Source organism: Enterobacter sp. BIGb0383 (genome assembly GCF_003751845.1).
Taxonomy (GTDB): domain Bacteria; phylum Pseudomonadota; class Gammaproteobacteria; order Enterobacterales; family Enterobacteriaceae; genus BIGb0383.
In genome coordinates, this window is the sequence record NZ_RJKQ01000002.1 from 1,488,724 (window position 1) to 1,503,198 (window position 14,475).

The window sequence follows — 14,475 nt, forward strand, 5'->3', positions numbered from 1 at the left end:
ACGACAAAACAATAGGAATAATAGTAAATTCCGGCCCAATATTGGCAGTTGCTGACGCGGACATCGATATATTATTATCGCCGCCCGCGTCGGCACGCTGTCAAAATATTTACGTGCGGACCACGATCGAGAAAACTATTTCGACCTTACGTTATTAATTTATTATTCCCCGTCCAAAAGGAACTGACTCAATGAAAAAAATCACTCTCGCTATCTTGCTGACCGCAGGAATGAGCAGCGGCGCGGTGCTGGCTGATGACCATACATTCTCTGTCGGCTATGCGCAGAGCAAAGTCCAGGACTTTAAAAATATTCGTGGTGTGAATCTGCAGTATCGCTATGAATTTGACTCTCCGGTTAGCATCGTCGGTTCTTTTACCTGGATGAAAGGGGATGAGAGTGTCAGCGAGTACGATGAGCAGGACCTTATCAGCAGTCAGGTTGACGTGGACTATTACTCACTGATGGCCGGCCCGGCTTACCGCGTTAATGACTATGTGTCCTTCTATGCCCTCGGCGGTGTTGCACATACCAAAGCCAGCGGCTCTTACCGGGTGGATTACGATGATGGCTTCACCGAAGGCGGAAGCCTTGACGGGAAATCAACCAACTTCGCCTGGGGCGCCGGTATTATCGTGAACCCGATGACAAACTTATCCATCACTGCAGGATATGAAGGCACTAAAGCCAACCTCGATGGTAACCACAGCATCAATGGCTTTAATGTCGGCGTGGGCTATCGTTTCTGATAAATTTCAGCCGGGCTAATGTGCCCGGCTGCATTGATATATGCCTGTGTGTCGAATCGAGGAAATAGATTATTTCTTGTCCTTTTTATTCAAGAAATTTTCCGCCTGCGAGATTGCAATCATGGCAATCTTGACGATCAGCACACTGCTAATAAACGCCCCCATCGATCGACCAATATGGACAGAGCCTGGCAGGTATGAATCCAGCAGCGATACGGCGGTGTCCGCACCTTCAATCCCCATAAAAAATGAAGTCATAAAAATAATACATTTTTTTCGACCATCAAAATTACGCTGGATAAGCGTATAAAGCGCAGCCCCTGAGAAAGCGGCAGCGATAACCGAATCATAAAACTTATCAAAAGAGTGAATCATCTTAGGGCCCCTTCGCTTTATATAAAACGGCCAGGAAAATGAGTACAAACAGCAACCCTGTGCTTCATCTGGCGCAGAAAACGCTGAGGGATCAAGGCAGGAGGATCAGCAGGGATTCCAGAGTCTGCTCGCTCTTTCCGGGGTCCAGAAGATATCGGAGTCGTGCGGCATGACGCAGATCCACTCTTTCCCGTTCCAGCAAACAACGTCGGCATCGGTGTAGTACAATCCCGGCCTCCATTCAGGCACATCCGGCACCGGAGGCGGAGTCATTTTTCCCCCCATCAGGCCGCCGTAACGTCGGATAAATTCCCAGCTATAGGCCTCGCCACCGGCGCTTGTGCCCGCATCCCAGTTGACCGACCATGCCATTAATCCACGAATCGATAGGCCTTTCGCTTTCAGGCGCGCCAGTGCGTTTTTCATATCCTGAGGCTCGACAACATAGCCCGTTGCCGCTGCATCACTGTTTGCTGGCAATCCGATAATCAGTTTTTCATGAGGGATCTGAATAAAATTGCGGGTCCCGGTAAGCAGACTTTCGGTCAGGTAGTAGAGGAAATTTTCCTTCGTGGCATGGCTGTTTTGTACAATCCAGCCCACATCATCAACCAGCACACCCTCACCGCCCTGGTTATAATATTGCGGCACCATAACGTCATAATACCCTTCCAGCGCATTAATCCAGGACACATACTCACTCTCAAGGGTCAGAAAAGGAAATGCCGGGCTCATGCTGATCATAAAACGTTGCCCAAGGGCGCGGTAGTAATCCTTGACCATCCGCAAAGCAGCAGGGATCACCGTCCTGTTGTCCGCCGCAGTCATCGCCTTTTTCTCGAGAGCGATATCCAGACCATCAAAGCTGAATTTATCGACCAGCGCCTTAATCCGCGTCGCCAGCGCCAGCTCATCTCCGGCATGTAATTCGATATGCGCTTCTGCACCGCCCAAAGAGATGATGACCTTGCGCCCCTGATTGTGCAGTACTTCAATTTGCTGACGAAACTCAGACTCCGTTCCTTTGTACGGTTTAAAGTCAGGAACAGGATCCTCACTGCCGTCGATGACGTTCATAAAAGCGACGGCGATCACATTATATTCCTGCGGGATATCCGTGAGCGTCACTTCCCTGGATTTGCCCCCGCAGCAACCCTGTTCTGATGAGGATGGCCAGTTATGCCAGAATCCCATCATAATATTTTCATTCATATAGAGCCTCAAATAGAATTATTTATTTTACATTTGTATTTAACGCCTTTAATCCTGACATCAGATTTTTGATGAAGTCCAGATGATTATTCCTCGATATGCAGCATAAGCCAAATTCAAAAAAGACAATTGGCCAGTGCAAAAATTAGCAGAAGAATAAAAAATAATCTTTTTCATTTTGCTTTAATATTCGTTTATTGATTTTCCTTTCGACATCACATCATCATGACCGGAATCTATTTTTTTCCATATAAATGAGGGTCATAAAATTGCTGACATCCCGAACTCTTGAATCATTTATAGAAGTCGCAAAAAAAAAGAATATAAAAACCGCATCCACATCTCTTAATCTGACCGCTTCACCCGTCTCCCGAAGGATAAAAATTCTTGAAAACTGGGTCGGCTTTAAACTTTTTGTCAGAATGCAAAACGATTTTGTACTGACGGAGAAGGGGCGCGCCTTTTATGAGGATATCCTTCCCTGCCATGAACAAATGGCCGTTCTTGAGAAGACCTACAAGAGTAAAAAATGCGATGAAAATAAAATAAAATCGCTAAAAATCGGCATAGAACTGCTGAGTCAGTCGGTGATAAAGAAGTTTATCGAATATTTCAGAGGAAATAAAGAAGTCAATCATGTGCTATATTATGAATGCAATAAAGACACTGCGCTTGATAAACTACTGGCAGAGGACATTGAATTATTGTTCTCGCACAGGGTTATTCGTCATGAACGCATCTCTTTTATGGAACTCAACTCAGAACCTTTATGGCTAACGTACCATAACGATCTCGAAAGAAAAATAAAAGATAAAAGCATCGAAACCATTTTCATCATCGAACAAAAAACTATTGATCAGGATAACCTGAATAAAATATCGAACTATATTTGCACGTCATACCCTAATGCCGACATCCTCATTGTTAATAGTTTCATTCCCTATCTTAACCTGATTGAATCAGGCAATGCCGCTTTTATTATTAATGAAACATCCCCTTTAGCCAACAAACAACACAAAAACACTCCAGTACCCTCACCCATGAATAAAGTGAAGGTCAATATTAGTCTGAAAACGCATGTTTATTTTCTTAAAGACAATGAAGATATCTCAAGACAGGTTGCCGAGATAGTGTAAAAGACGCCATAACGGCATCTGCCCCACTTCCGGGGCAGATACCGTATTCGTTAGCGGAAATTGATACTCTTATCGCTGGTGAGATCATAGAGGTCAAATTTACGACCCAGTTTCTGGCCACCGTCACGCGTCAGCGGCGTCCAGCCAATCGCCGCCCGACTGCGGGTCGGGCCGGACGTGAAGAGATCCAGCGGCACGGAAACGTAGACGCCTTTGGTAAAATCGCCTTCCCCGTACTGTTCCGCCGAGACGTTGGTGATAGTGGCGTAAGCGCCAACCACTACGCCGCTGTCAAAGTGCTTCATCACCTCCAGAGTGCCGCCCTTATCACCCGCCAGATACTGCCCTACACTCGCTTTAATCAAGACATTATCCGCGAAGGAAGGATTCCAGTAAGCGGTAAAGTGGCCGGTTTTCACGCTGTAGTCAGTGAATTTCATCATCTCTTTCGCACTGTGCCAGTCACGCTGTTTCACATAGTTGGCATCAATGCCGAAGGCCCAGTTACCGTCTACCGGACGCCACAGCAGTTCAGCTCCCGCGCCGCCGTACATGGTTTCCAGATAGCCGCCGTAAACCTGCCCGTAAAAGTTATTCCCCAGATACTGGAAATAGTTGGCCTGCAGGTTATTCACGTAAATGTCGTTACCTACATACTCGCGCACGTAGGTACGCACACGCGGCAGGGCGGAATCCGTTGGCGGGTTGGTATAGTTAAATTTACCGTAGTTGTTTTTCAGGTTGGCAAAAAGACTACCGGTGGTCAGCAGATGGTCGGTCACCCACCAGTCCGCAGTGCCCATAACCCCGAGCTGGTACATATAGAAGCTTTCCGGTCCACCGATAGACTGGTTAAGGACCGGATCAAAATGGTAATCGAAGCTTTTCTTATCGATATACCAGCCCTGCTCCGTCGTATCCGGGACAACAGGCGTCACGCGCTGCTGCACCAGTTCGGTTTCATGCCCCAGCGGCTCACCTTCCAGATGGCGCTTCAGACTATCCACGTCCACCTCCGTGGTCACCTGAGGCATATTCAGGCGGTTCTCGGTAATGCGCAGCGTGTGAACCCCGTCCGGCAGATCGTTCATCATGATGCGCTTCGCACGTTCGATGCCTTCCTGCGACTCACGATATTTCACCTGCTCACCGGTGACGTACAGCGTGTGATCGTTAACTTCCACTTTCGGATCGGCGAGCCCCGCGTTGTATTTCAGCAGGGTCAACTGATTAGCTACTACCGTGTGCTGCAGGATGGCATCCTGCTCCTGAGGCTGGTACTGCGGACGGGCATTATCGTTATAGCTCGGGCGTAAATCGTTGAAGTTGGTACGCAAGGTGAAGCCAAACATCACCGTATTGCCCCGCTCGTAACTCAGGTTGACGTCCGCCCAGTCGGCCACCCGGTAGATGGCCCCGACGTTAAAATTGCTGCGCTGCGGGAGCTTGCCGGCAAAGTCCTGCTGATAGTTGTTGCCTTCATACTCCAGCTTCAGGCGCAGCGGCTGCCACGGCGTCTGATACTCTACCCCGCCAAACAGCGAAGCGGGACCATGAAACATCTGGCTGCTGTCGATAGAGCCGGCCTGACCGTAGCTGTTGTCACGGTAGCAGTACTTTTGGCTGTAGCTGCACAGCGGGTTAGAAATATTGCCAGACGTTCCCAGATAGCCCCAGCCCAGACCGAGAGAGAAATCAAACGGTCCCCAGGCTTTATTCGCCACGATATACTCGGCATCGAACAGGCCAGTACCGCCGATATCGCGCGCGCCGACGGCAACCTGCGGCAGCCAGTATCCCTCTTCCCACAGCCGCAGTTTGAGGTCGAAAGCTTTATCTTTATAGCTCTGATTGCCGGAGAAGGCGTCAACGGAGCTGTACTGGCGGGTTCGCACATCCGTATAGCGTAGGGAGGTTTCCAGCCACGGGAACAGCTGGATCGACGCGGAATAGTAGCGATACTGATCGTTATCGCGATAGTTAAGGCTCAGCTCGCCGTCTCGTGCCATCCGCGCGGTCGGCGTCTGCAGCAGGCCGACTCCACCGAAATCAGACTGAGAGGGGCCCACCGGAGCCGGATACGTCTCAGCATGGCAGGCGACGCTTACACCCAGCGCCAGCAGACTATAGAGGTATGTTTTCTTCATTTAATCCGGTATCCGATGCGTCAGGGAGTGAAGAATGTCGGCGTTCAGCGCTTCCCATTTGTTAGTCCACAGCGAGTCGCCGAATCCCACAAAAATGACGCTGCCAGGCATAGGCTCGACGTGGCGTTTATTCCAGTAGGCCACGGGCACCTTCTGCGTCCTGCCATCTGGATACACCACCCAGGCATAGCTTCGCTCGGCCCCGCTTAGCAGGTCCATCTCATCGAGGTAGTCCGCCACGTCACGGCCTGGCGTAAATGGTTTTTTGCCCGGCCCGCTGATAAGCCCCACGACGGTAACGGTCGATGGCTGTGGCCCCACCCACAGGGTGTATTCACCCTGCAGTGGCGGATTGGTCCTGGGTCGGACCCGGACCACATCAGGATCGAGCGGCACAAGCTGCCTGCCCGTGACCTTAATCGCCTCAAGCTGACGGCGCAGCGCCTGAATGGCCGCGCCATCGTCACCGCCCTCTTCGGTGGCAAGCGAGCCGAGCTGCGTCAGCAGCGCCTGATGCCGCTTTTCCGCCACCGCCGTTGCCTGGCGTTCGGCGATAACCGCGCCAGGCCACCAGCTTTCCGCCAGCCGGGGCTGGGCGACCAGATCGACCAGACGCTCGGCGCCGGTCAGTTTGATGGGTTCTTTGCTGTCTGCGGTAAAGACCTCAACGTTGCCAGCGGCAAAGGCCGTCGATGAGGCAAAAAGAGAAAAGAGCAGTGCTGCCGGTATTATTTTCATTCTTTGGCCGCCTTAATCAGCGTGGTCTCAACCGGGAAGTAATCCGCCCCTAAATACTGTCTGGACTGGCGGATTTGCCCTTCGCTGTCAACCCAGTAACGGTTGGTCCAGCTGGCGTTATCCGTTGAAACTTCCTCTTCAAGCACGCGAACCTCGGTGACATCGCTGCCGAGCGTCAGGGTATCGGTACCGTCCCAGCGAAACACGGAGCGGGCCGTGGCATAGCGCACCTGCTGATATTCGGTCCAGCCCATCGTGCGGACCCATTCGGCCCCATCGATAATTTGATTCGGTTTCGCCAGGGGATCGGCCGCAATGTTGTTGACCTCAATCAGATTGTCACCGGGCAGTCGCGTTTTTACGATACGACCACGCTGGGTCACAATGGTCGCTCTGTCCTGCGTCACCCATTTCTGCTGCCCGTTTTCCGAGAACGCGAGCACCACAAACAGCTGTGGGCCGTTGTTAAGCTGCATGTACTGGCTGGCGTAGGGCATGTTGAGAATATCGTCATCGGTGAGCTGTATACCGTCTGCGCCAAACAGGCTTTCCCGAAGGGAATGTCCAAGACCTTGAGTGGAATCCGAGCATGCCTGAAGTAGCAGGCAAAGCAGAATGATTGCGGGTCGCTTCACGACTCTTCTCCAGAGGGGCAAAATAACCACACCGAAGTGTGGTTATGGTTAATATCCCCGTAATTACCGGGTACTGGTTGTTGTGGTGGTCGTGGTTCCGGTATTGGAACCATCACCGCCACCGGTAGCCGCCAGGGCGACACCGACTGCTGAACCTACGGTGCTGGCGCTGGTTGCCGAAGAACTACCGGCAGACACAGACGTCGCTGCCGACCCTGCTGCTTCACCAACCTGAACCGGTGCTGCATAGACAGAAGTCGCCGCAAGCGCAGCTATGGCAAAAATGCCATACAGTGCTTTTTTCATAACAATTTCCCTTCATTGAATGAATGGAGAGTTACCTGAAAAGGATCCAGGCGGGGTTGAGTATACACAACTAAAGCAGGCTGTTTGCGGCGTGTCTAAATAGCGAAGGGGTTTTAGGATAAATGAACGGGGAGTAAATTCGGGGTATTTTATTGAAGTAAAAACCAAACAAAATCAAATGGATAAAATACAAACATCAACAGCACATATCGGTATATTCCGAAAATGGCAGAAAATAAAACGGTGGGGTTTTATATTTTTCAGAAAAAGCTCAGCGTTGAATTTCACCTAAGAACACAGGCAACAAGAATCTTCTGATAAAAATAATGCCGGTAATATACCGGCATTATTTATCAGGTTTAATTAGTCACGCCAGGCCTTATAACGGTTAATTAAGCCATTTGTGGAACTGTCGTGGCTGGCAACCTCTTTACTGTCGCCCAGCTCCGGCAGAATGCGGTTCGCCAGCTGTTTACCCAACTCTACGCCCCACTGATCGAAGGTGAAGATGTTGAGGATCGCGCCCTGGGTAAAGATTTTATGCTCATAGAGGGCAATCAGCGCGCCGAGGCTACGCGGTGTGATATCACGCAGCAGGATGGAGTTCGTCGGACGGTTACCTTCAAACACTTTGAACGGAACGACGTGGTCCAGCGTGGACGGGTCTTTACCCTGATCGCGATACTCCTGCTCAACCACATCGCGCGCTTTACCGAAGGCCAGGGCTTCAGTCTGGGCGAAGAAGTTAGACAGCAGCTTCGGATGATGGTCGGACAGCGGGTTATGGGTATTGGCCGGCGCAATAAAGTCGCACGGGACCATTTTGGTGCCCTGATGGATCAGCTGATAGAACGCATGCTGGCCGTTAGTGCCCGGCTCACCCCAGATAATCGGACCGGTCTGGTAATCCACAGCGTTGCCGTTGCGATCAACGTATTTGCCGTTGGACTCCATATTGCCCTGCTGGAAGTAGGCCGCAAAGCGGTGCATATACTGGTCATACGGCAGGATAGCTTCGGTTTCAGCACCGAAGAAATTGTTGTACCAGATACCGATCAGCGCCAGCAGCACCGGCAGGTTGTGCTCCGCATCGGTCGTCGCAAAGTGCCGATCCATCTCGTGCGCACCGGAGAGCAGTTCAACAAAGTTGTCGAAGCCCACGGACAGAATGATGGACAGGCCAATGGCGGACCACAGGGAGTAACGGCCACCCACCCAGTCCCAGAATTCAAACATATTGGCGGTGTCGATACCAAACTCGCCCACCGCTTTTCCGTTGGTGGAGAGCGCCGCAAAGTGTTTTGCCACGTGCTGGTTATCGCCCGCCGTTTTCAGGAACCAGTCGCGCGCGCTATGGGCGTTGGTCATGGTTTCCTGAGTGGTGAAGGTTTTAGAGGCGACCAGGAACAGGGTGGTTTCCGGGTTCACTTTTTTCAGCACTTCGGCGATGTGGGTACCATCGACGTTGGACACGAAGTGCATATTGAGATGGTTTTTGTACGGGCGCAGCGCTTCGGTCACCATAAACGGGCCGAGGTCGGAGCCGCCAATGCCGATGTTCACAACGTCGGTAATCGCTTTGCCGGTGTAGCCTTTCCAGCTACCGGAGATAATGGCTTCGGAGAAGGCTTTCATCTTCTCCAGCACCGCATTCACTTCCGGCATGACATCTTTGCCGTCAACCACGATCGGCGTGTTGCTGCGGTTACGCAGCGCCACGTGCAGCACAGCGCGGTCTTCAGTACGGTTGATCTTCTCGCCGGCGAACATGGACTTAATCGCACCGGCCAGGTCGGTTTCTTTCGCCAGCGCCTGCAGTTTGTTCAGCGTCTCTTCGGTAATGCGGTTTTTGGAGAAATCGACCAGCATCTGGTCGCCGAAGGTGGCGGAGAACTTGCTAAAACGATCCGCATCTTTCGCGAACAGTTCTGCAATGGTTACGTCTTTTACGTCGTCATAGTGTTTCTGTAATGCCTGCCAGGCAGCGGTCTGCTTGGGATTGATGTTTTTCATTAGCAATACTCTATTTTGATTTAAAAATGTCGACTGAGGTCGATTGTAGCGCCTGACGAATGTTTTGCGATGGATTTTGTGCGCTTACCCCGATGCCCTTTGAAGCCCGGTCAAAAACGCTGCAAACACGAGGGTTATTAGTCATTTTTCTCGCCGCCCTCCGACCATGAAAAATACGCATAATCGTAACGTTGACTCTCCTGCGCGAACCCTTTATTTATACCTGTGCTATCTGCTTTATGCAGATAAGTGTATTACCAACGCTTTTCGCGCTAAGAAAGGTGCTGGTAATTGCCAGAAGAGGCGCGTTGTCCAGGTAAAATGTCGAGAAGCCGGTTCATTGAAGACATTGGAGGGGGAACAACGCCGAGGTGGTGAATGCCCGGCAGCTTTCACTATCGGCTACAGGGGCTGAATCCTCTGGGTTGTCACCAGAAACGTTCCCGGTCGGTCGTTTCTTGCCCGCGAAAATAACGGATGCGGGCAGACAAGGTGGAGCACTTCTGGGTGTACCGTAGTGGTTTTTCCTTCTGCGTCTACCCCGTATATCGCTCTTCCCTTGTGCCATGGCTGAATACTTGACACGAGGTTGTATAACAATGAATCACCCAGCTTCATCACTTGTCGTCGCCAAATTCGGCGGCACCAGCGTGGCCGATTTTGCTGCCATGAACCACAGCGCTAATGTCGTGCTTGCCGATCCGAATACCCGTCTGGTCGTTCTGTCCGCCTCTGCGGGCATCACCAACCTGCTGGTTGCTCTCGCGGAAGGCCCGGAAGCCACCGAGCGCTTTGTAAAGCTCGACGCCATCCGAAAAATTCAGTTCGATATTCTTGAGCGGCTCTCTAATCCGAACGTGATCCGCGAAGAGATCGAACGCCTGCTGGAAAATATCACCACCCTGGCAGAAGCCGCATCGCTGGCCACCTCCACCGCCCTGACGGATGAACTGGTGAGCCACGGCGAACTGATGTCGACTCTGCTGTTTGTTGAGGTGCTGCGCGAGCGCGGCGTTCAGGCCCAGTGGTTTGACGTGCGTAAAGTGATGCGCACCAGCGATCGCTTTGGCCGTGCCGAACCGGACATCGCCGCTCTTTCCGAGCTGGCAACCCAGCAGTTGGCCCCGCGTCTGGACGAAGGCATGGTGATTACCCAGGGCTTTATCGGCAGCGAAGCCAAAGGCCGCACCACCACCCTTGGCCGCGGCGGCAGCGATTACACCGCCGCCCTGCTTGGCGAAGCCCTGCACGCCAGCCGCGTGGATATCTGGACCGACGTACCGGGCATCTACACCACCGACCCGCGCGTGGTACCGGCAGCAAAACGCATTGATGAAATCGCCTTTGAAGAAGCCGCCGAAATGGCGACCTTCGGCGCGAAAGTTCTGCACCCGGCAACCCTGTTACCGGCCGTACGCAGCGATATTCCGGTGTTTGTTGGCTCCAGCAAAGATCCGAAAGCCGGTGGCACGATGGTCTGTAATAAAACCGCCAATCCGCCGCTGTTCCGCGCCCTGGCCCTGCGTCGCCGCCAGACCCTGCTGACGCTGCACAGCCTGAATATGCTGCACTCCCGTGGTTTCCTGGCGGAGGTGTTCGGCATCCTGGCGCGACACAATATCTCCGTGGATCTGATCACGACCTCTGAAGTGAGCGTGGCGCTGACCCTCGATACGACGGGTTCCACCTCCACTGGCGATACCCTGTTGACCCAGGCGCTGCTCACGGAGCTCTCTTCGCTTTGCCGCGTTGAAGTGGAAGAGAATCTGGCCCTGATCGCCCTGATTGGCAACAACCTGTCAAAAGCCTGCGGCGTGGGTAAAGAGGTCTTTGGCGTGCTGGATCCGTTTAATATCCGCATGATTTGCTACGGTGCCTCCAGCTATAACCTCTGTTTCCTGGTACCGGGAACGGAAGCCGAGCAGGTGGTTCAGACGCTGCACCACAATCTGTTCGAGTAAAAGAAAAGGCCCGGCAGCAGAAGCTTTCCGGGCCTTTTTTACGCCATCACCGTCTGATACAGCAGATGGTCTAGCTCCCTGACGTTTCCGCTGCGGCTCTCAGGCAGGGCATCCGCCACTTCCCCTCGTGCCAGCTCTGCCTGGATAAACGCGTGCAGCAGCGGCCTGCGCGGACCGTACTGTGCTTCCCCGGCTTTCTGCTTTAAAACCAGCAATGCATCTATCTCAGCCCGCAGAGGTGCGGTCAGATCGCTACCGTCAAGCAGCGTGGCGAAACGCATCGGCGGCATTCCTTTCCCGGCCTCTATCCAGCGAACCGCCAGCAGCGGACGCAGCACGTAGAAATACTTCTTCAGCCGCACCTCTGCATCCTGCAGGTAGCCACGAAAGTTCTTTTTCGCCATCGAGTAGTAGTGCCAGCGCGCCCTGACCGGTGAAAACCAGTGCGGAACCTGAGCACGCAGCGCGGCCAGTACCGCATCGTCCTGCTGATAGACCACCGGCGAATCCAGCCACTCGATCAGCGTCGGGTTCGCGCCTTTCAGCAGCCCCAGCGCCTTGCGCCACTCCCAGCCGCAGACGTCCAGTTCATCGTCTATCGGCAGTTCGATCACATCCCGCTGCGGCTCCACGCGCAGATACCACTTCGGCGGATGTACATATAAAAACCGCACGTCGTAGTCGCTATCCGGGGAGGCGAACCCCCAGCCGCGACTGCCGGACTCGCAGGCGTAGAGCACCCTCACGCCATATTTTTTCTCGACCTCCTGCAATGCCTGCCTGACGCGTGCGCGCATGGTGGCATCAACACTCTCATATTCCATTTCTCTTATCCTTTTACACACACCACCTGGCGCAGGGTATGGACCACTTCGACCAGCGCTGACTGGGCCGTCATCACGGCATCAATGTCTTTGTACGCCATCGGGATCTCATCGATCACGTCGCTGTCTTTACGGCACTCTACGTGCGCGGTGGCGCGGATCTGATCTTCAACGGTAAAACGTTTTTTCGCGGCGGTACGGCTCATAGTACGTCCCGCACCGTGGCTGCAGGAACAGAAGCTCTCTTCGTTGCCAAGCCCGCGCACAATAAAGCTTTTCGCGCCCATCGAACCGGGAATAATCCCCATCTGCCCTTTCTGCGCCGAGACCGCGCCTTTACGCGTGACCAGGACTTCTTCACCAAAGTGCGTCTCTTTCTGGACATAGTTATGGTGGCAATTCACCGCTTCCTGCTGCGTCATAAAGGGCTTAGTGACAATTTTTGATAGCGCGGCCAATACCCGCGACATCATCACTTCCCGATTATGACGGGCGAAATCCTGTGCCCAATCAACGGCTTCCAGATAGTCGTCATAGTGCAGACTGCCCTCCTGGAAGTACGCCAGATTTCTGTCCGGCAGGTTGGCAATATGCTGCTGCATATCCTGCTGAGCAAGGGTGATAAACACGTTGCCAATCGCATTACCTACGCCACGCGACCCGCTGTGGAGCATCACCCATACCCGCTGCTGCTCATCCAGACAGACTTCAATAAAGTGGTTACCGGTTCCCAGCGTTCCCAGATGCTGGTGATTATTGGTCTTCAGCAGCTGCGGATATTTATCCGTCAGGCGTTTGAAACGCGGGGCCAGCTGCGCCCAGTGACTGTCCACGATATCTGGCGGCGTTTCCCACGAACCTTTATCCCGCTTCGAACGGTTCACCGAGCGCCCGTGCGGCACCGCCTGCTCAATCGCGCTACGCAGTCCGCTCAGGTTATCGGGCAGATCCCCGGCCAGCAGGGAGGTGCGCACGGCAATCATTCCGCAGCCGATATCCACACCCACCGCCGCAGGGATAATGGCCCCTTTGGTCGGGATCACGCTGCCGATGGTTGAACCTTTACCGAGATGCACATCCGGCATCACCGCCAGATGTTTGAAGATAAAGGGCATTTTTGCCGTATTCAGAAGCTGCTCCCGCGCCTCCGGCTCCACGGGCACGCCGTGGGTCCACATTTTTACCGGGGCGCTGTTTTCCTGCGCCATCAGCTGATATTCGTTATGCGCCATCATGCGCTCCTTTAATGTTAACAAGACCGTGCAGAACCTGATCCAGACCACCGAAGACCGAGATCTTATCGATGCGTTCCGCAACACGCTCCAGAGTTTCCAGTTCTTTCAGTCGCAGCGCGACCGGGTTGCTTTCCATCACTTTCGCCGTATTCAGCAGCGAACGGGTCGCGGCCGTCTCTTCCCGGCGGCGGATCACATTTGCCTGCGCCGATTTTTCCGCCTCCACTAACCGCGACAGGATGGTTTTCATCTCGCCGGGCAGGATGACGTCTTTCACACCCAGCGACGCCACTTCAATACCAAAGGCGGCCATACGTTCTGCAACCTGCACGCTCACCACTTCGTCGATAATTTGCTTATCTTCCAGCAGCTCATCAAGCGTACGCGTGCCCACCGCTTCGCGCAGCGCAAACTGCAGCTCGCGATAAAGATGGTCCAGCGGTTTGCTCAGTTGAGCAAAGGCGCTCAGCACGTCGGTATAGCGCCAGTTCGCCGCCAGGTTCAGCCGCAGGGTCACTTTATCTTTGGTCAGGATCTCCTGACCGCTGACTTCCAGCACCTGCAGGCGCAGATCCACCACCTCAGCCTCGACCAGATGGTTCACCTTCCAGTAACCGCTCAGACCTGCCGACAGCAGCGCCTGGGTTTCACCATCCACCTTCAGGACACCGACGTGCCATGCCGGAACCTGAACCGTCAGAATAGTATCGCGGCCTTTGATACTATTACCGCGCTTCGGCTGCAGTACCGCATTGAGGATCTCAGCGGGTACGCTCACCTCACGCGTATCCAGACGGACCAGCTTTAATGTCTCATCCGCTTTCCAGTACAGGCGACGGGTCGAAGGTGGCAGGATCTCCTGCAATATGCCGTTGCTGTACAGGGCGCCCGCTTCGTTATCTGTCATATCGGCCACCAGGCAGTATTGCTCAATCCAGCCCGGCTGGAAGCGACGCAGATACTCAGCCAGTCCGGTTTCCACTTCGCTGCCGTCGAGGTTCACCACCCGCACTTTCGGCACGCTAAACCATGAAAGACGATGTTCACCGCTTTCCAGAACCTGATAGTAATCGCCCTCTTTTGCCAGTAAGCCCAGCTGACCTTTTCGTATTGTGATTTTCTTTGTCATTCTGTTTTCCTTAAT

13 protein-coding genes and 1 riboswitch are annotated in these 14,475 nt (G+C 53.3%); of the genes, 3 read left to right on the forward strand and 10 right to left on the reverse strand.

Annotated elements, in window-relative coordinates; genetic code table 11:
- The first annotated feature begins 191 nt into the window (after positions 1-191).
- Positions 192-749 carry an Ail/Lom family outer membrane beta-barrel protein gene (locus EDF81_RS15425; RefSeq protein WP_123348982.1) on the forward strand — a complete coding sequence of 186 codons (558 nt, stop codon included), beginning with the start codon at positions 192-194 and terminating at the stop codon, positions 747-749.
- Positions 750-818: 69 nt separating this feature from the next.
- Here EDF81_RS15425 and EDF81_RS15430 read toward each other — a convergent pair whose 3' ends face one another.
- A complete protein-coding gene (locus EDF81_RS15430) occupies positions 819-1,124 on the reverse strand; it encodes a putative holin (RefSeq protein ID WP_123348983.1) in 306 nt (101 codons plus the stop codon).
- Positions 1,125-1,229: 105 nt separating this feature from the next.
- On the reverse strand, positions 1,230-2,336 hold the full coding sequence (locus tag EDF81_RS15435; RefSeq protein ID WP_123348984.1) for a carbohydrate-binding protein: 1,107 nt from the start codon (positions 2,334-2,336) through the stop codon (positions 1,230-1,232).
- 269 nt (positions 2,337-2,605) lie between these two features.
- Here EDF81_RS15435 and EDF81_RS15440 point away from each other — a divergent pair, with 269 nt between their 5' ends.
- The gene (locus EDF81_RS15440) at positions 2,606-3,472 is read left to right on the forward strand and encodes a LysR family transcriptional regulator (RefSeq protein ID WP_184999492.1); all 867 of its coding nucleotides are present in this window, start codon (positions 2,606-2,608) and stop codon (positions 3,470-3,472) included.
- A gap of 50 nt (positions 3,473-3,522) precedes the next feature.
- On the opposite strand, the gene EDF81_RS15445 is transcribed toward EDF81_RS15440, so the two are convergent.
- The 5 genes from EDF81_RS15445 to pgi all read right to left on the reverse strand — a co-directional run bounded on the left by EDF81_RS15445 (position 3,523) and on the right by pgi (position 9,311).
- Positions 3,523-5,619: a YjbH domain-containing protein gene (locus tag EDF81_RS15445; protein WP_123348986.1), complete on the reverse strand. Its 2,097-nt coding sequence runs from the start codon at positions 5,617-5,619 to the stop codon at positions 3,523-3,525.
- Positions 5,620-6,357 (reverse strand): capsule biosynthesis GfcC D2 domain-containing protein, encoded by a 738-nt coding sequence (locus EDF81_RS15450; protein WP_123348987.1) that lies wholly within the window; start codon positions 6,355-6,357, stop codon positions 5,620-5,622. It abuts the gene before it with no gap.
- The gene (locus EDF81_RS15455) at positions 6,354-6,992 is read right to left on the reverse strand and encodes a YjbF family lipoprotein (RefSeq protein ID WP_123348988.1); all 639 of its coding nucleotides are present in this window, start codon (positions 6,990-6,992) and stop codon (positions 6,354-6,356) included. The genes EDF81_RS15450 and EDF81_RS15455 overlap by 4 nt, the downstream gene beginning before the upstream one ends.
- 63 nt (positions 6,993-7,055) lie before the next feature.
- Entirely contained in the window at positions 7,056-7,298 is a 243-nt protein-coding gene (gene yjbE / locus EDF81_RS15460; protein WP_123348989.1) for an exopolysaccharide production protein YjbE, read from the reverse strand.
- A 363-nt stretch (positions 7,299-7,661) separates the two neighbouring features.
- Positions 7,662-9,311: a glucose-6-phosphate isomerase gene (gene pgi, locus EDF81_RS15465; RefSeq protein ID WP_123348990.1), complete on the reverse strand. Its 1,650-nt coding sequence runs from the start codon at positions 9,309-9,311 to the stop codon at positions 7,662-7,664.
- A gap of 290 nt (positions 9,312-9,601) precedes the next feature.
- A riboswitch (Lysine riboswitch) is annotated at positions 9,602-9,822 on the forward strand.
- 88 nt (positions 9,823-9,910) lie between these two features.
- On the opposite strand from pgi, the gene lysC reads away from it, so the two are divergent.
- Positions 9,911-11,272, forward strand: a complete 1,362-nt coding sequence (gene lysC, locus EDF81_RS15470) for a lysine-sensitive aspartokinase 3 (protein WP_123348991.1) — start codon at positions 9,911-9,913, stop codon at positions 11,270-11,272.
- Positions 11,273-11,310: 38 nt separating this feature from the next.
- Here lysC and EDF81_RS15475 read toward each other — a convergent pair whose 3' ends face one another.
- The 3 genes from EDF81_RS15475 to EDF81_RS15485 are packed head-to-tail and all read right to left on the reverse strand — an operon-like array spanning position 11,311 to position 14,460.
- Entirely contained in the window at positions 11,311-12,096 is a 786-nt protein-coding gene (locus EDF81_RS15475) for a nucleotidyltransferase domain-containing protein (protein ID WP_123348992.1), read from the reverse strand.
- 5 nt (positions 12,097-12,101) lie between these two features.
- Positions 12,102-13,328 (reverse strand): RtcB family protein, encoded by a 1,227-nt coding sequence (locus EDF81_RS15480; protein ID WP_123348993.1) that lies wholly within the window; start codon positions 13,326-13,328, stop codon positions 12,102-12,104.
- Positions 13,318-14,460 (reverse strand): slipin family protein, encoded by a 1,143-nt coding sequence (locus EDF81_RS15485; RefSeq protein ID WP_123348994.1) that lies wholly within the window; start codon positions 14,458-14,460, stop codon positions 13,318-13,320. Before EDF81_RS15485 ends, EDF81_RS15480 begins: the two co-directional genes overlap by 11 nt.
- Positions 14,461-14,475: the final 15 nt, after the last annotated feature.